General features: G+C 28.1%; 23 protein-coding genes. 3 read left to right on the forward strand and 20 right to left on the reverse strand.

What is annotated here, in order from left to right; genetic code table 11:
• Positions 1-278: 278 nt before the first annotated feature.
• From clpX to BD821_RS08960, 4 genes are all read right to left on the reverse strand, one after another.
• Positions 279-1,568: an ATP-dependent Clp protease ATP-binding subunit ClpX gene (gene clpX / locus BD821_RS08945; protein WP_104410181.1), complete on the reverse strand. Its 1,290-nt coding sequence runs from the start codon at positions 1,566-1,568 to the stop codon at positions 279-281.
• Positions 1,569-1,606: 38 nt separating this feature from the next.
• Complete coding sequence (clpP, locus tag BD821_RS08950) at positions 1,607-2,200, reverse strand: ATP-dependent Clp endopeptidase proteolytic subunit ClpP (protein ID WP_029450905.1); 594 nt, start codon at positions 2,198-2,200, stop codon at positions 1,607-1,609.
• Between the two features lie 176 nt (positions 2,201-2,376).
• Positions 2,377-3,672 carry a trigger factor gene (gene tig, locus BD821_RS08955; RefSeq protein WP_104410182.1) on the reverse strand — a complete coding sequence of 432 codons (1,296 nt, stop codon included), beginning with the start codon at positions 3,670-3,672 and terminating at the stop codon, positions 2,377-2,379.
• 152 nt (positions 3,673-3,824) lie between these two features.
• Positions 3,825-4,625: a hypothetical protein gene (locus tag BD821_RS08960; protein WP_104410183.1), complete on the reverse strand. Its 801-nt coding sequence runs from the start codon at positions 4,623-4,625 to the stop codon at positions 3,825-3,827.
• 283 nt (positions 4,626-4,908) lie between these two features.
• On the opposite strand from BD821_RS08960, the gene BD821_RS08965 reads away from it, so the two are divergent.
• The gene (locus BD821_RS08965) at positions 4,909-5,328 is read left to right on the forward strand and encodes a bacteriohemerythrin (RefSeq protein ID WP_104410184.1); all 420 of its coding nucleotides are present in this window, start codon (positions 4,909-4,911) and stop codon (positions 5,326-5,328) included.
• Between the two features lie 129 nt (positions 5,329-5,457).
• On the opposite strand, the gene BD821_RS13440 is transcribed toward BD821_RS08965, so the two are convergent.
• The 5 genes from BD821_RS13440 to BD821_RS08985 form a co-directional block, all read right to left on the reverse strand.
• Positions 5,458-5,634: a hypothetical protein gene (locus BD821_RS13440; protein WP_157469581.1), complete on the reverse strand. Its 177-nt coding sequence runs from the start codon at positions 5,632-5,634 to the stop codon at positions 5,458-5,460.
• Between the two features lie 82 nt (positions 5,635-5,716).
• Positions 5,717-5,911, reverse strand: coding sequence for a DUF4250 domain-containing protein (locus BD821_RS08970; protein ID WP_029450909.1), 195 nt, complete (start codon positions 5,909-5,911; stop codon positions 5,717-5,719).
• A gap of 107 nt (positions 5,912-6,018) precedes the next feature.
• Positions 6,019-7,317, reverse strand: a complete 1,299-nt coding sequence (locus tag BD821_RS08975) for a murein hydrolase activator EnvC family protein (RefSeq protein WP_146076379.1) — start codon at positions 7,315-7,317, stop codon at positions 6,019-6,021.
• A gap of 138 nt (positions 7,318-7,455) precedes the next feature.
• Entirely contained in the window at positions 7,456-8,601 is a 1,146-nt protein-coding gene (gene thiI / locus BD821_RS08980; protein WP_104410186.1) for a tRNA uracil 4-sulfurtransferase ThiI, read from the reverse strand.
• The gene (locus BD821_RS08985; protein ID WP_104410187.1) at positions 8,598-9,737 is read right to left on the reverse strand and encodes a cysteine desulfurase family protein; all 1,140 of its coding nucleotides are present in this window, start codon (positions 9,735-9,737) and stop codon (positions 8,598-8,600) included. The genes thiI and BD821_RS08985 overlap by 4 nt, the downstream gene beginning before the upstream one ends.
• Before the next feature lie 192 nt (positions 9,738-9,929).
• On the opposite strand from BD821_RS08985, the gene BD821_RS13815 reads away from it, so the two are divergent.
• On the forward strand, positions 9,930-10,214 hold the full coding sequence (locus BD821_RS13815) for a PspC domain-containing protein (protein ID WP_084170465.1): 285 nt from the start codon (positions 9,930-9,932) through the stop codon (positions 10,212-10,214).
• A 94-nt stretch (positions 10,215-10,308) separates the two neighbouring features.
• Here the strand turns inward: BD821_RS13815 and BD821_RS08995 are convergent, their stop codons facing one another.
• The 3 genes from BD821_RS08995 to BD821_RS09005 all read right to left on the reverse strand — a co-directional run bounded on the left by BD821_RS08995 (position 10,309) and on the right by BD821_RS09005 (position 11,706).
• Positions 10,309-10,905, reverse strand: coding sequence for an ECF transporter S component (locus BD821_RS08995; RefSeq protein WP_104410188.1), 597 nt, complete (start codon positions 10,903-10,905; stop codon positions 10,309-10,311).
• A gap of 358 nt (positions 10,906-11,263) precedes the next feature.
• Positions 11,264-11,509 carry a spore coat protein gene (locus BD821_RS09000; RefSeq protein ID WP_104410189.1) on the reverse strand — a complete coding sequence of 82 codons (246 nt, stop codon included), beginning with the start codon at positions 11,507-11,509 and terminating at the stop codon, positions 11,264-11,266.
• Between the two features lie 14 nt (positions 11,510-11,523).
• Positions 11,524-11,706 (reverse strand): hypothetical protein, encoded by a 183-nt coding sequence (locus tag BD821_RS09005; RefSeq protein ID WP_029450917.1) that lies wholly within the window; start codon positions 11,704-11,706, stop codon positions 11,524-11,526.
• A 229-nt stretch (positions 11,707-11,935) separates the two neighbouring features.
• Here BD821_RS09005 and mnmA point away from each other — a divergent pair, with 229 nt between their 5' ends.
• A complete protein-coding gene (gene mnmA / locus BD821_RS09010; protein WP_104410190.1) occupies positions 11,936-13,072 on the forward strand; it encodes a tRNA 2-thiouridine(34) synthase MnmA in 1,137 nt (378 codons plus the stop codon).
• 216 nt (positions 13,073-13,288) lie between these two features.
• Here mnmA and clpB read toward each other — a convergent pair whose 3' ends face one another.
• From clpB to BD821_RS09050, 8 genes are all read right to left on the reverse strand, one after another.
• Positions 13,289-15,898, reverse strand: coding sequence for an ATP-dependent chaperone ClpB (gene clpB, locus BD821_RS09015; protein ID WP_104410191.1), 2,610 nt, complete (start codon positions 15,896-15,898; stop codon positions 13,289-13,291).
• A 158-nt stretch (positions 15,899-16,056) separates the two neighbouring features.
• Complete coding sequence (locus tag BD821_RS09020) at positions 16,057-17,316, reverse strand: helix-turn-helix domain-containing protein (protein WP_104410192.1); 1,260 nt, start codon at positions 17,314-17,316, stop codon at positions 16,057-16,059.
• A gap of 49 nt (positions 17,317-17,365) precedes the next feature.
• A complete protein-coding gene (locus tag BD821_RS09025) occupies positions 17,366-18,670 on the reverse strand; it encodes a helix-turn-helix domain-containing protein (RefSeq protein ID WP_104410193.1) in 1,305 nt (434 codons plus the stop codon).
• 274 nt (positions 18,671-18,944) lie between these two features.
• Entirely contained in the window at positions 18,945-19,124 is a 180-nt protein-coding gene (locus BD821_RS09030; protein WP_029450922.1) for a hypothetical protein, read from the reverse strand.
• 90 nt (positions 19,125-19,214) lie between these two features.
• A complete protein-coding gene (locus BD821_RS09035) occupies positions 19,215-20,174 on the reverse strand; it encodes a ribonuclease H1 domain-containing protein (protein WP_104410194.1) in 960 nt (319 codons plus the stop codon).
• Between the two features lie 20 nt (positions 20,175-20,194).
• Positions 20,195-21,127 carry a YkvA family protein gene (locus BD821_RS09040; protein WP_169994090.1) on the reverse strand — a complete coding sequence of 311 codons (933 nt, stop codon included), beginning with the start codon at positions 21,125-21,127 and terminating at the stop codon, positions 20,195-20,197.
• Positions 21,128-21,199: 72 nt separating this feature from the next.
• Positions 21,200-22,189 carry a rhomboid family intramembrane serine protease gene (locus BD821_RS09045; protein WP_104410196.1) on the reverse strand — a complete coding sequence of 330 codons (990 nt, stop codon included), beginning with the start codon at positions 22,187-22,189 and terminating at the stop codon, positions 21,200-21,202.
• Between the two features lie 158 nt (positions 22,190-22,347).
• Positions 22,348-23,406 carry an HD-GYP domain-containing protein gene (locus BD821_RS09050; protein WP_104410197.1) on the reverse strand — a complete coding sequence of 353 codons (1,059 nt, stop codon included), beginning with the start codon at positions 23,404-23,406 and terminating at the stop codon, positions 22,348-22,350.
• Positions 23,407-23,510 lie beyond the last annotated feature (104 nt).

Consider the following 23,510-nt stretch of genomic DNA (forward strand, 5'->3'; position numbering starts at 1 on the left):
CACTTATATATATTAATCGATCTTATTTAGTATACACATATTACAATTAAAATTCAATTATAATATAGAGTTAATCTTACTAGACCTATATAAATTCATTTTTTTATATTTATGCCCATATAATCATCATAAAATTGAATTAATAAAGCCTAAATATTTTTAATTTTATATAGATATAAAGATTTACTTATATTTAAAAATAAACAACTCCTTGAACTAAGGAGTTGTTTATAATTAAACTTATATTTAAATAAATGGCACAGTATAAATTCTATAATTTAAGCACTTTCTATGCCTTTTTTGTTCTTAGCCTTTTTTGGTTTCATAGGCAATCTTTTTTGTCCTTCTACCCTTTCGAAAAGAGGTTGTTTTGTTTTTACAGATTCCTTAGTTATTATAACTTTGTGTATTTCCTCATCCGAAGGAATATCAAACATTATATCTCTCATTATTTCTTCAATTATAGATCTAAGACCCCTTGCTCCTGTATTTCTATTTAGTGCTTCTTCAGCTATAGCTTCTAAAGCTCCATCTTCGAAATCTAAAGTAACATCATCTAATTCAAACAACTTTTTATACTGTTTAACAAGAGCATTTTTAGGTTCACTTAGTATACTTACTAAAGCATTTTTATCTAAAGTTTCTAATGTGACAACTATTGGAAGCCTACCTACAAATTCTGGTATAAGTCCAAATTTCAAAAGATCTCCTGGCAATATATCTTTAAGCAATTTACCCATATCTTTTTCATTTTTAGACTGTATACTTGCTCCAAATCCCATAGAACTTTTTCTAGTTCTGTTTTCTATTATCTTATCTACACCATCAAAAGCACCTCCGCATATAAACAATATATTAGAAGTATTAATTTGTATAAACTCTTGATGAGGATGTTTCCTTCCTCCTTGAGGTGGAACTGAAGCCACAGTACCTTCTAACATTTTAAGAAGTGCCTGTTGAACCCCTTCTCCGGAAACATCACGTGTTATAGATGGATTTTCTGATTTTCTTGATACCTTATCAATTTCGTCTATATATATTATACCTTTTTCTGCTCTTTCAACATCATAATCTGCGTTTTGAATTAGTTTTAAAAGTATATTTTCAACATCTTCACCTACATATCCTGCTTCTGTTAATGTAGTAGCATCAGCCATAGCAAAAGGAACATTTAAAAATTTTGCTAGAGTTTGTGCTAATAATGTTTTTCCTGAACCAGTTGGACCAAGCAATAATATATTACTTTTTTGAAGTTCAACATCATGTTCGCTCTCATTAGAATTTATCCTTTTATAGTGATTGTAAACAGCCACCGCTAAAGATCTTTTTGCATCATTTTGAGATATTACATACTGATCCAAATAATTTTTAATTTCAGTTGGTTTAGGAATTGAAGTTACATCTAACTGCAAGCTCTCTTCAAACTCGTCTGTAATAATTTCTGAACATAATTCTATACATTCATCACATATATAAACTCCAGGACCTGCTATAAGTCTTCTTACTTGATCCTGGTTTTTTCCACAAAAGGAACACTTTAATTGCTTTTTATCATCATATTTTACCATAGTTACACCTCGCTAAGGTCAAATTAAAAAAAGTTAGTTTATACATCTAGTTCATTTTTTACTAAAACTTTGTCTATTATTCCATAATTCATAGCTTCTTCTGAAGTCATGAAATAATCTCTTTCTACATCTCTTTTTATAACTTCAATTGGTTGACCTGTTCTCTCACTTAATATCTTATTTAATAAATCTTTTGTTCTTAATATTCGTCTTGCATGTATATCTATATCTGTTGCTTGACCTTGAAATCCTCCAAGTGGTTGATGTATCATAATTTCACTATTAGGAAGAGCAAATCTTTTTCCTTTTGCCCCTGCTGTTAACAAAAATGATCCCATAGAAGCTGCCATACCCACACATATAGTTGATACATCAGGTTTTATATATTGCATAGTATCATAAATAGCCATACCAGATGTTATTGATCCTCCTGGACTATTTATATATAAATGTATATCTTTATCTGGATCTTCGCTTTCCAAGAAAAGCAATTGTGCTACTATAAGGCTTGCAGTAGTGTCATTAACTTCATCACTTAAAAGTATTATTCTATCCTTTAAAAGTCTTGAAAATATATCGTAAGATCGCTCTCCTCTATTAGTTTGTTCTACTACCATAGGTACTAAACTCATACCATTACCTCCTTAAAATATCTTACATTATATAATATAACCAATTTTTTATATTGTAACTATATAATATTGTTTATTTAATATTGTATATCAATTATACATCAAATTCTATATAAATTCCATTGTATTAAAAACAATTGCCAGAAACTAATTATTCTGGCAATGTAATTTAAATATTATTCTTCTATGGCTTTACTACTTTCTACTATAAAGTCTAAAGTCTTTGAAATTATTACATCTGATTTTAATAATTCTCCTTGAGCGCTAACAATTAAATCAGCTGTTTTTTCTATTTCTTTATCTCCATATTGGCTTGCAACTTCCATAGCCTTTTCTCTTATTTCTTCTTCTGTAGCTTCTATTTTTTCAACTTCACTAATTTTTTGAAGAACTAAGTCAGTTCTAACTTTCTTTTCTGCATTTTCTTTCATGAAGTCTCTCATTTTTTCTTCTGTGTTATTAGTATATGAATAATAAGTTTCAAGATCTAATCCTTGATATTGAAGTCTCATCTCTAAGTCCTTCATCATCTGATCTATCTCTTTTTTAATCATTACTTCTGGTATATCTATAGTTGTATTAGCACAAACAGCTTCTATTACAGCCTCTTCAAATTCTCTTTTTTCTTTTAATTCATTATCTTGTGCTAATTTCACTTCTATATCTTTTGTTAATTCCTCTAAAGTATCAAATTCAGATACTTCTTTAGCAAATTCGTCATCTAAATTTGGAAGTTCTTTAACTTTTATTTCATTTACTGTTACTTCAAAAGTAGTTGGTTTTCCATTTAAATCTTCATTGCCGTAATTTTCTGGGAAATCAACATTAATATTTTTACTTTCTCCAATTGCAGTTCCTATTAATTGTTGTTCAAAGTCCCCTATAAATGTTCCTGATCCTATTTCAAGTGGATATTCTTTTCCTTCTCCACCTTCAAAAACCTCTCCATCTATGAATCCCTTAAAATCTATAACTGCAATATTACCATCTTCAACCTTGCCTTCTTCTTTAACTTCTAATCTAGCATTTTTTTCTTGCATAGCTTTAAGTTGTTTTTGGACTTCTTCTTCATCTATTTCATGTTTTGTTTTTTTGATTTCGAGTCCTTTGTATTCTCCAAGTTCAACTTCAGGTTTAACCACAACTTTTGCAGTGTAAATAAAATCTTTTCCTTCTTCTAACTGAACTATGTCTATTTGAGGGTAATCCACTACTTCAAGATTATTTTCCTCTATAGCTTTTGGGTATGTATCTTCACAACAGAAATTTATAGCATCTTCATAAAGTACTTCTATGCCATAATATTGTTTTAAGATTCCAATTGGTGCTTTACCCTTCCTAAATCCTGGTACATTGAATTTCTTTACATTCTTATTATATGATTTCTTCAATGCTTCACTAAGCTTTTTAGCATCTACTGTAATTTCCAGTTCAACCATATTTATTTCTGGTTTTTCCATTTTAACGTTCATCTTGTAATTCCTCCTAATAAACTCTTATATTAAAAGCTATATATTAACCTACACATTATAACATAATTATAAAAACTATTTCAAATATTATATGGAATAATTTAAATTTAAGGTTAAACTAATAGTCTTTTTTTATAAAGTGTCTAAAATATTTATTTTATTATATTATCATCAATTGTTATATAATTTAAAGTACCATCCACATCTATTTCAAGGCCTTTATCTTTGATACCATTTATGATTAATTTTTGGCCTGATATATTTGTATTTTTGTGCGATAAATCATTCAAATCTAAGGTCCATATATATTTTTCTTCTTTTCCAAACCATGGTAACTGACTTATATATGCTATTTTGTTATCATTATAAAATTTAGGCGTACCACACCATATATAAGTAGGATCTTGATTTAGCACTTCATTTTTGTTGAAAGTCTTATTAGAAGATGATGATGTAAACCCTTTTAAAGTACCATCTACATATTGTCCATCAATGTCATAAATAAATAAATTTTGAGTATCCTCTTCATATATAATCATATTTTTCCCTGAAGGGTTTATATCAAAACTTACTTTTTGTCCATTAACATCTAAAAACTTGTATCTTTTTTCTTGGTTTTGTTCTTCATATATAAGTTTCACTATAGAATCATTAGTAACCCTAACTTCATAATAAAGTTCTTCTGTAGACTCTTCATCCTCTTTTTCATCAACTTTTAATGTTTCTTCTTTCATTTTTGTTTCTTCTTCAATTTGTTGTTGCTCTTCTATATCTTGTTTTTCTTTGTTAACTTTATATTGTTTCTTTGTTTCTTCTATAAAATTAGGTATATATTCACTATAAAAGATAGTTCCTAGGGCAATAATTATAATCAATATTATAATTACTACTTTAAATCTTCGTTTCCGCATCTTCCTTTGGTAATCTTTACTGAATATACTAGGCTTACCCATATCTCCCCTCCTAGCCATTCGTAATATAATTGGACTACTTTAATAAAAGATAGATTTACTGTATATTTCCATCTTGTGATTTTATTTTATTTTGTGTATAATACAATTTTGTATTATCAATGAATTATAGCATTTATATATTTGTTTTTCAAGCTAAGTTAATTTTTAAAGGTAAAATCTTATTGATATTAATCATAGATTCTTCCACAAACTCAATTTTACAATATAGATATATAATTTTATGCTATAATTATATATCTATATTAAGTAAGGGGGAATTTTTATGTTTCTTTGGAAAGAATCTTATAGTGTTAATATAAGTGATATAGACAATCAGCATAAAGAACTTTTTAAAATTGCTAATAGGTTATCTGATTGTCTAAAGGAATATGATGTTATAACTGATCAATATGATGAGGTTAAACAAATTTTTAACGAACTAACAAATTATACAATCTATCACTTTCAATTTGAGGAAGAGCTAATGATTAACAATGGATATGAAAATATTGCTGTACATAAAGCTCAGCATGATACTTTTATAAATAAGATAAAAAGCTTAGAATTTAATGAGGATATCTATATAAACCAAAAAAGGTCCATGTTAGAGGCACTTTCCTTTTTGTTGGATTGGATAAGTAACCACATACTTATAACTGATATGAAGTATAAATCTTTTCTTAATGGAAAAGGAATAATATAGATATTATCTTTATATTTGAACTACATCCATACATGTAAACTTTAAAATTAATGAAGCTCCTCTTAAATTAAACTATAAATTTAAGAGGAGCTTTATTAAGAAGTTTTTTAAACTTTATATAAAGTAGCACTATCTTTTATTTTTACAATTACACCTTGACTCACCCTTAGATGCATCTCTTCCCTGACATCCACAACCAAATGATTTTATAACCTTTTCTTTAAATATATTTTCTGTGTATCCTTCATAACCATGTTCTACATTATCTTTTAATATAGATTCATTTATTTCTTTTGAATCTTTCATACAAAGTACCCTTCTTTCTTTTAAATACATATTATAATTTTAAAAATCTATAAGCTTTATTTTACTTTTCCACCTCATACAACTACTTTTGTGTAAACTGATTAATTTTAACATTATATATATACCCTGATTTTGATAATTTATTTGTTAATAATTCTCTATCTAAATCATAACTTTTAATTAGATCTTCTAATGTATTGAACTCATCTCTTAGTTTCATGTTTAATATACTTAGAAGCATATTTGCATCCATATTCATAATTATTTCTTTATCCATATCTTAACTCCTTTCTTAATTATATTATCCACAATTAATATAATATATATATAAGAAAAAAGAAAGCACATAATATTATACGCTTTCTTTTTGTATTCTTTAGATTGTTATATGTATGACATAGGATTTACTACACTTCCATTTATTCTAACTTCAAAATGAAGATGTGGACCTGTGCTCATACCTGTGGAACCTACTTTTGCAATAACTTGTCCTTGTTTCACTTGCTGCCCTGCAGATACATTAAGACTATCAGCATGTGCATAAACAGTTTGTACACCATTCCCATGGCTTAAAATAATCATATTTCCATATATATCATTATATGTTGCTGTAATAACCGTACCACCTTGAGCTGCTTTTATTGGTGTTCCTCTTCCTACTGCTATATCCACTCCATGATGCATGCCTTTAACCCCGGTTATTGGATGAATTCTTTCACCAAATCCATTAGTTATGGTTCCATCTACAGGTCTTATAAATCCTGATGAATTACCTTGTTCCTTGTCGTTTTGTGGGGTTTTGTCTGCTGGTTTATTATTAATTTGATTCTTAATAAAATTATCTATTTGTGATCTTGCTTTATCATTAAATTCTACAAGTTTTGACACATCTTGTTCATTTGAAGACTTCTCTTTATCTAATTTATTTATAGTTGATTTTTTATCTTTTTCAATATTATTAAGGTCTGATATTATGCTTTGTCCATTATCTTTTTCAGTTAATAGTTCCTTTTGAGTAGATTTTACCTTTTCTTTATTAACTGATAAAGAAATCATTTTTTTATCTAAATTAACTTTTTCTTCTTCCAAACCTTTTCTTTCGTTTTCTAAGTTTTCTTTCATACTTCTTACTTCTTCTATAAGTTCTTTATCGAGTTTTATCATGCGACTGATATTATTTACCCTAGAAATTAAATCTCCAAAATCACCACTATCTAAAATAGCTTTTAGGATTGCATCTGTTGGGTTATTTATGTACATTCCTCTAAGTCTTTGACCTAGTATTTCTTCCTTTTCTTTCTCTTCTTCTTCACGCTTTTTTATTTCTTCAATCTTTTTGTTAATTATGTCTTCTGTTTCTTTGATATCTTTAGAAATTGATGAGATATCTTCCTCAATCTTAGCTATTTCGTTTTCGTAATGATTTATCTTAGATTTTGTATCTTCAAGCTGTTGCTCTTTTTCCTCTAATTTAACTTGAAGAGAGTTTAACTCTTCTTTTAAATCACCTTGTATCTTTGGTATTTCTTTATTCCTATTTTCTAGGTCTTTTATCTTTTTATTATTTTCTTGTATTTCATTTTCTTTCTTATCTACATAACTCGGAGCTGCATAAACGACATTAACCGTAGTAAAAAGCAAAGAAACACTTATGAAAGTACATAAATACTTCTTTTTAAACAAAAAAATCATCTCCTTTGTTAAGTTTAACTATACCCATTATACTATATTTTTATGTTTTTTGTCATAATATATCTTAATTTTTTGTTAACTGTATATAAAGGCGAAAAGTATTTAATAACACTTTTCGCCTTTATATATTTAAAATTCTATTAATTCAGTATTGTTTATTGCTTCTTTTACTAATAGCTCTATATCTAAAGCCTCTTCAGACTTTATTATTTCTTTAAGTCTTGGCTTAGTTTTAGGATGCTTTGGAACAAAGATAGTACAACAATCTTCATAAGGTAGTATAGATGTATCATAAGTTCCAACTTCCCTTGCTACATCCATTATATCATTCTTGTCCATAGCTATTAATGGTCTAAAAACAGGTCTATCAGCTACGTCATCACTTACTATTAGTCCTGCCATAGTTTGACTTGCTACTTGCCCTACACTTTCACCAGTTGTTACTGAGTCTATGCCCTTTACGCTTGCAAGTTCGCAGGCAAGTCTCATCATAAATCTTCTCATTATTATTGTAAGTTCATCTTCTCTGCACTTTTCAACTATGCCCATTTGTATGTCAGTAAAAGGCACTACATAAAGCTTTATATGCCCAGTATAAGACGCTAGTATCTTTGATAAATCTTTTACCTTTTCTTTAGCTCTTTCACTAGTATAAGGTGAACTATGATAATAAACGCAGCTTAATTCTACTCCTCGTCTACCCATTAAATATCCCGCAACTGGAGAATCAAATCCCCCTGATAACATAAGCATTGTACTTCCATTCATCCCATAAGGCATTCCGCCTATAGCTTTTATTTTCTTTTCGTATACATAGGCATTTTTTCTTATTTCAATATTTAAAACATATTCAGGCTTACTTACGTTAACTTTCATATCTTCCATATTACTTAATATATGTGAACCAAGTTCCCTACTGACTTCTAAAGAATTTATCGGAAACTCCTTGTTTGCCCTTTTAGTTTCTACCTTAAAGTCATGTGGATTTATATCTTCCATAACCTTTAAAGCCTCTACTTTAATCTCTTCCATTTCTGCTGGTATCATTCTCACAATACAAAGTTCAGCAATACCAAAAACTCTTTTCACTCTATCTATTATTCCCTGAAGGTCTTCTCCTGCTATAAACCATCTATTTTGATCTGTTATAAACTCATAATCAATATCTTTTAATACCTTTTTTATATTTTCTTTAAGCTTTTTCTCAAACTTATTTCTATTTAGGCCCTTAAGAAATATTTCTGATGCATATTTTACCAATATTATTCTTTTCATATTTTAACTCTCCTTAAAAATCCAAGTGACTTTTTAAGCACTTGCAAAGTATAATCTATTTCATCTTTAGTTGTAAACTCTGAAAAGCTAAATCTAATAGCACCTTCTAGGTAATCATTAGGTACTAAAAGAGCTTTTAAGATTCTGCTTTCCCTAGAATTTTTTGATGAGCATGCAGATCCTGTAGAAACATAAATATCATCATCCTCTAAAGCATGAAGTAAAACCTCTCCTTTTATATCTTTAAAGCTTACATTTAATATATAAGGGCTAAATTCATCTTTTAGTGGACTATTTATCCTAACCCCTTCAAACTCTTTTAATTTCTCAATAAAGTATGCTTTAACAGAGTTAACCTTAATATAATTTTCTTTTATATTATCATTCATCATCTTACTTGCTAATGCTAATGCAACTATAGATGCAACATTTTCGGTACCTGCTCTAAAACCTTTTTCTTGTCCTCCGCCTTCAATAAGTGGTTTAGGTCTTAGCTGGTTTTTTATATATAAAAATCCTACACCCCTAGGTGCATGAATTTTATGTCCGCTAGCAGATAGTAAGTCAATATTGCATTCTTTTACATTTATCTTCAATTTTCCAAAACCTTGCACTGAGTCCACATGAAATTTAGCTCTATGACTTTTTTCTTTTATTATATTACCTATGGACTTTAAATCTTGGATTATACCAGTTTCATTATTTACATGCATTAAAGAAACAAGCACCGTATCTTTATTTATACTATTTTTAAGCTCCTCTAAGTCAATCTTTCCCTCTGTATCCAAAGAAAGATATGTAACTTTTACGCCTTGTCTTTCCATTTCTTTTATTGTATTTGAAACACTAGAATGTTCAGTAGCGCAAGTTATAATATGATTGCCAGGTTTAACAAAACCCTTTATAGCAAGATTGTTACTTTCACTACCCCCAGATGTAAATATAATTTCTTCTTTTGAACAATTTATAGTGTGACTAATGGTGTCTCTAGCCTCATTTAATTTTTTTTCTGCCATAACACCTAGTTTATGAGAAGAAGATGGGTTACCATAAACCTCTTTCATTGTAGATACTAAAATTTGTGTAACCTCATCATAAGGTTTTGTGGTAGCACTGTTATCTAAATATATTTCCATATATATCACCTACTTTATATTATTATCTCTAATTTCTTCTTATTAATTATAAACATTATATAAATATATATCCACTACTTATTTTAATATTACTATAGTCATATTAAATTGTTACCCTGATAACTAGTTATAATACACTTATAATTATATAATGTAATCATAAAAACAAATTTCATGTTAGGAGGAATTTATATGAATGATAAAAAAAGATTATATAAAATTAAAGAACAATCAATGATTTCTGGTGTTTGTGCTGGGGTTGCTGAATATTTTAATATAGATGTGTCTATTGTAAGATTAGCTTGGATTGCTCTGGCCTTTATTTATTTTGTAGGTGTTATAGTTTATATTGCTGCTGCTATTGTTTTGCCAGATAAAAAAGATTTAATTAAAAAAGATCCTAATTTTAATAAACCCTTTGAAGATGTAGATTATCATGAATCAAATAAAGATTTTAATGAAAATGATTTTAAATAATCTTTTTTAATATTAAATCTAATTATTTAAAATACTTTTAAATAATTAAAGCTTGCACTTTTAATATGCAAGCTTTAATTTATTTATTTAAAGTTTATTTAGTATGCTTTTTATCTTTTATTATCTTGTTTACAGCTCCTACTACAGAAACGGTTATTAACACTGCGGCTATGGCTTCTAAAATACCATTAGTGTATGCTATCCCAAAAATAGTTTTTGTTGCCTTAGCGACAGTAAGACCTTTTCCTTCTGCATACTTGTCCACATACAGTATATATATCATAAATAAAACTCCTACTGTATTTGTTAAAGACCCTACCGCTGCTCCTATACCTATCCTTAAAGACTCATTTTTCACCTTAATTAGTTTATAACTATAATAAGATGTTAAACCAATTAATACCCTTGGCAATATAGAAACTAAAGGATTTATAAATGCAAAAGATAACATATTTGGAGCAACTATGTTTTGTATAAGGCTAAAACCTCCAAACATAAATCCAATAAGCATTCCAACCTTAGGTCCTTCTACTATTGCGCCGATTATTACAGGTATATGCATTATAGTTATTTTTGCTATAGGGAGCTGAATAAATCCATATCCTGTAGCACCTAACACAATACATATGGATGATAGCATTCCTACCACTGTAAGCTGTCTTGTTTTTGATAGTGTTGTTCTATTTTCCATGACATCCTCCTCACTCTTATTCCTTATAGGATATAAGTTGAATATTTGTTTTACTGTGTATGAGTTCGATTTCTAAAAGAATATCGACTAATGTTATTTTATCACTTCTTTTTATAAATGTTAATCTATTTTTTAAAAATAATCTAATATAAGTCTTGGCTTTTAAGTTCTATATTATGAAATAGTTAATAAAAACTTCAATTTTATATTTATATTTGAGCTTTAAGATGTCCTTATGTGAAATATGTAACAATAAAGGCTTTCAAATTATTAATTTGAAAGCCTTTATTATTTAATTTATCTTTATATTTTTAGAATTAATTAAACTTCAAATTTAATACCCTTAGGTCTAAATGCTTTAATAATTAAACTGTGATTTAACTTCTTGTACCTCTGTTGGATTCGCCTGTGCTGCTGGCTTATAAAATCCTTTTTGGGATGCAACTTTAAATAAGTTATATTGACCTTCTTCATCACAATTTCTTATTTGTTGAATAGTTTGCCTTAATTGCTGATTTTCTGTTTGACTTATAACACTTGCATATCCTGTAAGACTACTGTTTACCATAGATAAAACATCATTAACCATTTCTTTATCTTGCATTTATACTCCTCCTTTTATCCTAAAAAGTTAATTAATTTTTGTTTTGTATTTTCTGCATCTGTAGCCGACTTTTCAAACATTTGTTTTATTTGTGGATCTGTAGCATTTTGTGCATAATCACTAAGCTTCTTATTTGCTGTTTCATGAGCTCCTATAAGATGCCTTAAATTTTGTAATTCTAATTGATTTAATTGCATTTTAACCTCTCCTTTTATAATGTTTTATTTACCTTAGTAGTATTAGAATTATCATCTTAAAATATACCTTGAAATAATATCTTTTAATTATATTTTATAAGATATTGATTAATAAAGCATTTTGTGTTAAAAATATTTAGTCAGTAAAATAGCCAAAGAAAGTATATGTATGTATAATAGAATTATTAATATGAAGGGAGGAAGATGTCATTTTTTGACATTGATATATATGAAAGATCCTAAAGATACAAAAGTGATTGTTGGAATGTCTGGTGGTGTTGATTCTTCTGTGGCCGCATTATTACTTAAAGAACAGGGGTATAACGTGGTGGGTATATTTATGAAAAACTGGGATGAAAAAGATGATGATGGTGCCTGCACGGCAACAGAAGATTATGACGATGTTAGAAGAGTTTGCGATCAATTAGAAATTCCTTATTATACCGTGAATTTTGTTAAAGAATATTGGGACAGGGTTTTTACCTACTTTTTAGAAGAATATAAAAAAGGTAGAACTCCAAATCCGGATGTAATGTGTAATAAAGAAATAAAGTTTAAAGCTTTTTTAGATATGGCTTTAAAATTAGATGCCGATTATATAGCTATGGGTCATTATGCCAATGTAGTATTTAAAGATGGTGAATACAAACTTTTAAGAGGTGATGATACTAATAAAGATCAATCTTATTTTTTATGTAAGTTAAATCAATATCAGCTTTCTAAATCATTATTTCCAATAGGTCATTTAGAAAAGCCAAAGCTAAGAGAAATAGCAAAAAAGGCAAATCTTGAAACTGCAGATAAAAAAGATAGCACTGGAGTTTGTTTTATTGGTGAAAGAAATTTTAATAAATTTTTAAGCGAATTTTTGCCTGCAAAACCAGGTATCATAAAGACTTTATCTGGAGAAATAAAAGGGAATCATAATGGGCTTATGTACTACACTTTGGGGCAAAGAAAAGGACTTGGTATAGGTGGTGAAGGTAACGCTTGGTTCGTAGCTGAAAAAGATCTTAAAAACAATATACTTTACGTAGCTCAAGGTGAGGATAATCCTCTTTTATATTCTTATGGTCTTATAGCTACAGATCTAAGTTTTATAAGCAGTAATCCTAAGCCTAGCAGATTTAAATGTACTGCTAAATTTAGATATAGACAGCCAGATCAAGATGTTACAGTAACTATTATGGAAGATGATACATGTTTTGTAGAATTTGAAGACAAGCAAAAGGCTATAACGCCAGGTCAAGAGGTAGTTTTTTATGATGACTTAGAATGTCTTGGTGGAGCTACTATAGACAAATACTTTAAAAATGTAGATAGCATGAACAAATTTAAACAATATAACTTATCAAGTGATTCTTAGACTCAGGTTGAGTTTGCTTATAAGGAATACATCTCTCCATCTGAGTCTTAGAAAAACTTATAAAGGGGCGTAGCAGCCGTCATCCCCCACTTTGAAGAGGATAGGGGTGTTAGGTCTGGTAGACATCGGATAAAATTTTAAAATAAAAAGGTGGCCGAAATACATGATATTTTGGCAACCTTTTTATTTTTTATTATTATATTTTTAACCTCATATTTATTTATTAATACCTTCTTTAATTGTTATTTCTCCATCTTCCATGATTACCTTTATATTATTACCTTCTTTTATTTCTCCGGAAATAATTTTTCTAGCTATTTTTGTTTCTAAAGTATTTTCGATGTATCTTTTAAGTGGTCTTGCACCATAGATAGGATCATAGCCTTCCTTTGCTATAAGCATCTTTACTTCTTTTGTTATATTTAATTTTATGTTTTTTTCTTCTAATCTATAATCTAAATCCCTCAAAAATATATCTATTATTTTTATTATTCCTTCTTTAGATAATGGTTTAAATAAAATTATGTCGTCCATTCTATTAAGAAATTCTGGTTTAAATCTATCTTTCATTTCCTTCAATACCGCATCTTTTATATGACTTTCTATATAATCTTCTTGATTATTTTGAAGTAAATATTGACTTCCTATATTAGATGTCATAATTATAATTGTATTTTTAAAATCTATAATATTACCTTTATTATCAGTCAACCTTCCATCATCTAAAATTTGAAGAAATATATTAAATACATCTTCATTAGCTTTTTCTATCTCATCAAAAAGTATAACACTGTATGGTTTTCTCCTAACAGCTTCTGTTAATTGACCCCCTTCTTCGTAACCTACATAACCTGGAGGTGCACCTATAAGTCGAGATACTGAAAACTTCTCCATGTATTCTGACATATCTATTCTTATAATATTTTCCTCGCTATCAAATAATGTTCTAGCTAAGGTTTTAGCAAGTTCTGTCTTCCCAACTCCTGTAGGGCCTAAAAATATAAAAGATCCAATTGGTTTGTTTGGACTTTTAAGTCCTGCCCTTGCCCTAATAACAGCGTTTGCTACAGCCTTTATAGGTTCTTCTTGATCTATAACTCTTAATTTTAGTTCATCTTCCAGTCTTAAAAGTTTATTTCTTTCCCCTTCTAAAAGTCTTGAAACAGGAATACCCGTCCAATTTGATACTATATTAGATATTTCCTCCTCCGTTACCTCCTCTTTTAACAGTGCCCCTTCGTAGTTATCTTTAATTAACTTTTCTTTTTCTTCAATCTTCATTTCTATTTGCGGAAGCCTGCCATACTTTAATTCTGCTACCTTATTTAAATCATATTCTCTCTCGTACTTTTCAATTTGACCCCTAACATCGTCAAGTTCAGTTTTTAAATCTCTAACTTCTAAGATATGAGACTTTTCTTTATCATACTTAGCTGTCATAGCCTTATCCTTTTCTTTTAATTCACTAAGTTCTTTTTCTAAATTCATTAATCTTTCTTTAGAAAAGCTATCTTTTTCTTTACTTAAGATTTCAAGTTCAATTTCTAGTTGGAATATCCTTCTTCTAATAATATCAAGTTCTGTAGGCAAACTATCTATTTCCATTCTTATCATTGCACCAGCTTCATCCATAAGGTCTATGGCCTTATCTGGCAAGAATCTATCTGTTATATATCTATCAGATAATTTAACTGAAGCTATTAAAGCTGAATCATGAATTCTTACTCCATGATGTATTTCAAATCTTTCTTTTAATCCCCTTAATATAGATATGGTATCTTCTACAGATGGCTCTCCTATTATTACAGGTTGAAATCTTCTTTCTAAAGCTTTGTCTTTTTCAATATACTGCCTATATTCATCAAAGGTAGTGGCACCTATGCAATGAAGCTCTCCCCTAGCTAATAGAGGTTTTATAAGATTACCCGCATCCATAGAACCTTCTACTTTACCTGCTCCTACTATATTATGAAGTTCATCAATAAATAAAATTATTTTTCCATTACTTCTTTGAACTTCTTTCAATACCGCTTTTAATCTTTCTTCAAACTCTCCTCTATATTTAGCTCCCGCAATTAAAGCTCCCATATCTAATGAAAATATTATCTTATCTTTAAGAGTCTCTGGAATATCTCCTCTTACAATTCTTTCTGCAAGACCTTCAACTATGGCTGTTTTACCAACTCCAGGTTCACCTATTAATACAGGATTATTTTTAGTTCTTCTAGATAATATTCTAATAGTTCTTCTTATTTCTTCATCTCTTCCTATGACAGGATCTAACTTATGGTTTCTAGCAAGCTCTACAAGATTCATCCCATACTTTTTTAGAGCATCATAGGTACCTTCTGGATCTACAGTATCTACCCTTTGATTTCCTCTAGTTTTAGCTAACGCATTCATAAAATCTTTTTTAACTATCCCATTATTTTTCATTATCTTTCCTGTAAGTCCTTTAAAATCTATATCCATTATTGCTAACATAACATGCTCAACACTAACATAAGAATCTTTAAAATTGTTGGCTATTTTTTCTGCTGCAATAAATACTTCTTCTATGCCTCTTGTAGGGTATACAGAATTTCCAGCAGCACCACTTCCTAACACCTTAGGTAATCTTTCTAATTCACTGTCTATATTATCCCTTAGTGCTTTTAAATTTACCCCTATTTTTTCTAATATATTTGGTATAAGTCCATCTTCTTGCTGCACAAGTGCTGCAAAGAGATGTATTATATCAATTTGTTGATGATTGTAACTTACAGCCAAAGCATTAGAATCATTTAATGATTGTTGTACTCTTAATGTTAACTTTTCTATATTCATACATCTTCTCCTCCTAAGCATATTTTTTATTTTTATGATATATTATATAGTTTATCAATATATCATAAAAATAAAAAGACTATACTACAATGTAATACAATCTTTTTTCATTAAATATATCGTTAAAATCTTTAATTATATCTAAAAAAAGACATCTATTATATCTTCTTTTGAAGGCTTATTGCTAATGTAAAATTTTTTATAGCTTCACTTATATCTCCCATCTTATAATACATATTTCCCATTTCCATATATCTTTCATATCGTTCTTGATTATTTGCATATTTAAACAAGGCATCTGTAGAAAGATTCATATACATGTCAGCTTTATCGTAATGTCCAAGCTTTTGTAATATAGCAGATTTAAAGTAATATGACTTTTCTATATGATTTATATCATCACAATCTATAGCCAGATTCAAAGCTTCATTAGAAATTAATTGTGCTTCATCTAGTATACCATTTTCCACCAATACTTCTATACACCTTAGCATACATCCTACTAATTCCTTTTTATCATGTTTTGGATATATATTTAACCCTTCTTTTATATATTTTGTAGCTTTATCCTTATAGCCATTTTCGAACATCGGGATAGCATAGTTTAACATAGCATTAGCTTTTCCCTTGTTATCCGCTTTAAAATATTTATAAGATTTCTCTTCATATTCTTCAAAGTTATCCTTTTCCATTTTTAAGGATAATATAGCAAGTAAATGATAAATTTCTGCATTTTTGGTATCATCCTTCACACTATCTAAAATATCTATAACTGTAGAAATAACTTCATAAGCTTTATCATAGTCTTCTATCATCATATAACATGCTGATTCATTGTATATAACTGTTGATAACATTTCATAATCTTGCATTTCATTTTCAGCTAAATACTTTTTTACAGAATTATAATAGGTAGCTGCTTGTAAATATTCTTTATTCATATATAAATATTTTGCCATATCCTTATAATAAATAAGTCTGCTATTATAAGGATCTGACTTTTGACAAAGATCGTAATACTTAGCGTTTATAATCTGAATATTTTCGAACTTACCAACTTTTAAGTATCCATCAAATAAAATATGTACTATTTCAAATGCCAAGTTATAATATTTGCATTCTAGTGAATATTCCAAATTATATTGGAGTTTCTCCTCTACCTCATCATTAAATTTGCTATTTTTCAACAATTCTATATTGTCTTTTATTTGTTCATCAGTGTTTTTCATAAGATAATCCACATCTAAATTAAGCTTTTTTGCTATATACTCTACAACCCTTCTTTCTGGCACAACCTTACCATTCTCTATACAGCTCATTTTGGATACTGATATTTCATCTTCACATATATCCTTTAATGTAGCCCCTTTATATATTCTAGCTCTTTTAATCTTCTCTCCCGTAGATAATATTTCCATAACTTATCACACCTATCCAAATAAAAATTATTTTCAATGGTTTTTGTACCTAAATATCCTTAATTACTCCTAGTTTCTTAAACATTAATACCCCTTCATTAAGATATTTAGCTGCGCCCTTGTCATCTTTATTTTCTATATAATAATTTCCTAAAATTATTGATATTTCTGCAGCTTCTTTATAAATTTCCATATTTTTCGCAAAATTCAAAGCCATTATTAAGGTATTTTCTGCCTCCGAACTATTTTGTTCTAACATTTCTACTTTATATTTTAAAAGGTAATATTTTATTAAAGCATCGTTGTCACCATCTTCTATTTTAGATGATATCTCACTTAAAGCCTTTATACAGTTTTCTTTATCTTTTATTTTTATGTAATTTTCACAAATATTTATAAGTGTCTCTACTATTTTAGGATCCTCATTTCTTAAACGCATGTCTTTTGCTTTATTAAAATGTTTAAATGATTGCTCAATATTTTCAAACTCATAAAATAATTTTCCTAAATTGTTTTCAATCTGAGATACTTGAAATGAATCTTTTAACTCTCTGAATATGTCTAAGGTTTTCACAGAATATTTTATAGCATTATCTACATCACCTTTTTTATTATATTGGTCTGCTAATAAAAGAAGTGACTTTGCATAATTCTTTTTATCATCTAGCTTACTAAACTTTTCTTTTGCAAGATAAGTATAGCTTATTGCCTCATTTAAACTTTCTAGTTTATAGAATGTATTTGCAATATAGTAATATATCTCACCTATCAAGGCATCATCACCCATATTGTTTTCTAAAAATGTCTTTTCTGCTTGCTTTAAATAACTACTAGCGGAATAATAAGCTTTTGCATCAAATGTAACCTTGCCTAAATTTAAAAATGTTTTTACAATATCTTCATAGCTATTGTTTTTTATGAATATAACATTTGATGATAAAAAAAGTTGTTGTGCGAGTCCATATTCATTTCGAGATTTATGTATGATAGCACTTAGATATAAATTTTTTGCCTTTCTATATTCTAAGTTATATTTTTCTCCATAATATAAAGCCTTTTCTATATATCCAATGGCACTATTTAAATCTTCATTAAGTATATTAGCTTCTGCCATATTCTCAAAAAACAAACAAATCTTTTCTGCTTGACTTTCCTCAGATTCCATAAGATAATCTACAGAAGTCTCAAGGGCATAGGCTAAATATTCTAATAAGTCCATACTAGGATTAGATTTACCTGACTCTACTAAACTTATTTGTCCTGGGGTTATCCTGTCTTTAGCTAAGTCCTTTAATGTCATATTTAATTCTTTTCTCCGTCTTTTAATCTTTTCTCCTAAAGATAAAATCTCCATAATCACTCTTCCTTCATAATATATATTAATGATCTAATACTTTGCATGAATATTCTGTTTTATTATACCATATTTTTAGCGTAAACCCTATATTTTTTAGTATAAATAGAGTATGCTTTAATTTTTTCTTTAGTTTTTTTACATCTTATTACATATAATTACATTCCATCATCATATTCCCACATACCTATAAGTTTTTATAAGTTCTATTCAATTAAATAAAATCTAAAAAAAAGAAGCTTAATAAAAATTAAGCTTCTCTTTTTTTGTATCATTATTTCATAAAATTTGACATTCCGCTGTACATGCTATCTGCTACATTTCTTATGCTTTTTCCTGATCTTTTAATCTTCTTTTTAGTTTTTTTGTCTATCATGTCAGTACTCATCATGCTAACAGCAGCACCTATAGCAATTCCAGTAGTCATTCCTGTGATAAATTTAGTCTTTTTCATGTTTAACCACCCCTTTTTTTTATTTCTATAGGTAGTTTATACACTTTTTATATTATTAAACGTTGTAATAATTGGAGAATGAATAAAACCTTATTTTAAAAGATTAATTATAATATTATCTTTTAATTTAATATCTAATGATTTTAAATATTTATTAGTATCTTTAAGTGAAAGGTTTTTTATTTTTTCTATAGCATACAATATTTCATTTTCATCTTCTACACTATTTATTGTTTGTAACCCCATGTTTTGATTTTTACTTTCTTTCCTAGGACCTTCATTAAAAATTTTAGAAACTTTTATATTCTCTTTAGAAGACTCACTTACTATGTCTCCGATATCTTCAATTATATGCTGGTTTATTACTTTTATTTCTTGTTTTTTAAGTAATTTGTTGAATACATTTTTTATTTCTACTCCTGCAGCAGATTTTGCAAGTTCATCTGCTAGCTCATTATATAAGTCTAAGGTATGACTATCTACTTTAACAAATATTATTTCTAATCCATTTTCTTTCATAGCATAATTCATGAAATTATAATAATCTTGCGATGATTTTCCTTTTCTTTCCCAATATCCTGTAGCATGGTGGCTTATTCCTTCATAATCATGAAATATTATTATATTCTTGTAACCTTCTTTTAAAGCATATTCAGTTCCTTTAAGTGCAGCTTTAAGTTCACCTGCTATTTGCCTTGAACACTTTTCGCTATCTTCTATACCGCTTCCTTTTTCAACATATACAATTTCATCTTCTATTATAACCACAAATCCATATCCATAAACTCCAGTTACTATGTTAAAGCTACCATCTACATATATTTGAGGAATATTTTTTGGATACTCATCTATACCTTTTTTAAGAAGTTTACTATCACTTTTTAAAAAGTTTTCTGCTTCCACCAAAGACTCAAAGCTTTTATATTTAGCACTCTTTACGCCTTTAACATAACTTAAACACTGGTTCCAACTAGTAACGATTTCATTTGTTACCTTTTGACCCTTTAGACTATCATACCCCTCTTTTATGGCATAAAACTTCTTTCCCATTTATTACCTCACCTTATTTTTTATGAAAATTTTAAAATAACATTATATAATTTATCAACATTTGTTCCACCACTAAATTTATTTATATAAGTTATGGCTTCTTTTAATACTACAATTATATTATTTTTACCCTCCCAATTTTCTAATATAATAGGGAGCGGTACATCATTAACTATTCTATTGATTGCAAAAAATGCTACTGCAAATTCATCTATCTTACCTATAAAAGGTATTCTATCTGGAATAATATCAAATGGCAGAGCTAAATAAGTAATAGATGTACCTAGTGCTATTTTAGTCTTCGTCTTAACTCTTTTATCTTTAAATATTCTATAAATTAAAGATAAAATATCCGGAATAATCATTGCCCATTCAATAGTTTCTTTATACCTTTCTGGTAGGTTTTGTGTAACCTTTTCTCTAGTTATAGAGTAACAATCTTTAACCTTTTCTAAATTTTCAATATCATCATAGATTATATCTTCTTTGACATCCTCAATTTTTAAAGATTCTACACTTTTATTTAATGAAATTTCTAAAGTTGAAACTGAAACTTCCACATAAGATTTTAATAATTCTATATAATCTAATTTAAATGTTACATAAGGTACAGCTTTTAATAATATATTTAAATCTAATGTAACATTATCTTCTTTAACGTATACGCCCTTTTGTTTTAAATCCTCTATAACCTTCTTTAAGGTATATTTTTTAAGTGGTGATATTACCCCTATCTTGTACACCTTAAGAGATGTGAGCTTTAAATTTATCTCATTGTTATAAAAACTTCCAAATGCTAGGTTAAGTTTAAATGGAATATCTATAACCTTTTTATATGAACCTATTACTTCTATAAATTCATTTATTAAAATGGATTTAATTTTAAGACCTTCTATATTTAAATATTCATCTATAATTCCAATTAAATCCTCTTCTGATAGTTTAACCTTCACATTAGAAATTAGCATATTAATCCACTTCCCTTTACTAAATAATCCAAAATATAATTAGTTTTTAAAGACATTTTATTCTTTAAATAATATAAAAGAAATTATAAGGCCTCCTACAAGTCCTCCTAGGTGACCAAAATTATCTATATTAGGTATGGTAGCACCTATTAATATATTAACAACTATAACTGATAATATGTTCCTTAAAAATTCTTTCCCTATTTTTTCTTTCATTTTATATGCAAAAATAAGGCAAGCCCCTAAAAGTCCAAATATTGCACCTGAAGCACCTACTGATGTACTTTGTGAAAATATATAAGAAGCTAGTGATGAGGTAATGCCTGAAAGAAAATATATAATCAAAAATTTCTTTCTCCCATAAAAGCTCTCTACTATTTCACCTGTAGTTCTAAGGGCATACATATTTAATCCTAAATGTAGCAAACCTCCGTGTAAAAACATGGCCATAAATAATCTGTAATACTGCCCTGCATTTATTAATTGATTATTTTTAGCACCTAGAAGTAACAATACCTTTATGTCTATGTCAAATATACTCTTAGATAAATAAGCTGATATCATAAATATAAATATATTTATTCCTATAAGTGTGTATGTAGCTTTATATTCATTTATTGACTTTTTAAGGTTTCTTTTTTTAGTGTTACCACTTTTATCATTTTGAGCAAGCTTTGAAATTAATCCTGCGAAGTTTTTTATCTGATCACTACTCCCAACCAATCCACCATTGTCCGAATCTAATATTATAAAATTATAGTTTTGATTTTCTAATATATCTAAATGATCATTTGTAAATTTATCTATTATTATATTGTTAAGACTTAATGCCTTAATGCCTTTTTCCCTCATATATTCTAGTGCTAAGAAACTTTTGTTTGCGAAGTCTTCTTTGGTAGAAAATGTCACTACAAAGGCATTTTCATTCTCATACTTTATAGCTAAAAGATTTTTAGAATTATCCTCTGCTGTATTATACTCTTCTAAACTGAATCCATACTCTTTTATCAAAGATGAAATAATATTATTAATATACTTTTCTCTCATACATCCTCACTTTTTAATTAATCTATATATTATAAATTAATATTTTCATTGTAATGATTCTATCTTACATAATACTTAAGCTATTTTCAACAAATTAAGCAACCTTTATACTTATTTCAATCTTTATCCATTACTTTGAATCATAATTTTTTGTATGCTTAGTAGACACATTCTACAGATAAATTTATATGTTCTAATAAGTTTACTTCATAAAATTTTATAGGTGTTTTGTCCTCTCCACGATAAAGCACCCTTATTACTGGTCTATCAGGAAATCCCTTGTTTTGCTTTATTACATATCCTTCTACTCCATCTGAAAGTTTTAGACATGAACCTAGTGGGTATACTGCAAAGGTTTCCTTAAATACTTTAACCACCTCTTCATCAAAGAACTTTCCTGATCCCGCTAGTATAAGTTCATAAGAATCCTTTGGATTAAATTTTGTTCTATAACTTCTATCATTACTAACTGCATCGTATACATCACAAACTGATATTATTTTTGCATTAAGACATATATCATTACCTTTTAGTCCAAATGGATATCCTGTTCCATCCACCCTCTCATGATGTTGTAATACGGCATCTGTTACCTTTACAGAAAGGTCCGTGTTTGACCTTAATATATCTGCCCCATATATTGGATGTTTCTTTATTTCTAAATATTCAACATTTGAAAGCCCTTGTGATTTGTTTAATATATCCTTACTTATTTTCACCTTTCCCATATCATGAAGTGTAGCTGCAATTCCAAGATTTATAATATCTGATCGTTTAAAGTCCATATTTATACCTAAAAACGCAGCCATTATTCCAGTATCAATACTATGTACAAATGTATAATTATCATGGGTTTTTATATCATTTAAACTTTTATTTATATCTCCAAACTCTATTATGTAGTTCATAAGTTCTTCTACTTTAATTAAGGAATCCCTAATATCCACTCTATCATTTAAGGTGATCTTTTTTACTATGCTACTAATACCTTTTAATGTATCTACTTTTAATTCATTAAGCCTTATATCTTCTAAGTCTAAATCTGAAAGTCTCTTATCTTCTATATAAACATAAAGCACCTCTAATTGTTTTAGTCTATTTATATAATTAAGTGTTAAACTAACTCCAGCCCTTAAGAGTATCTTTCCATCACTAGAAAATATACTTTTTGCTAGTATATCACCAGGTTTAACTTTTAATATAAATTCTATCCGCATAATTCACCTCGTAAAATTCTTTTTTACTTTAACAAAATAAGTATATATGAATAATAGTTCCTTTGACTACATTATTTAAATATACTACCCCTACTACATTAGTA

Source organism: Clostridium algidicarnis DSM 15099, from assembly GCF_002934235.1.
GTDB lineage: Bacteria > Bacillota > Clostridia > Clostridiales > Clostridiaceae > Clostridium_L > Clostridium_L algidicarnis.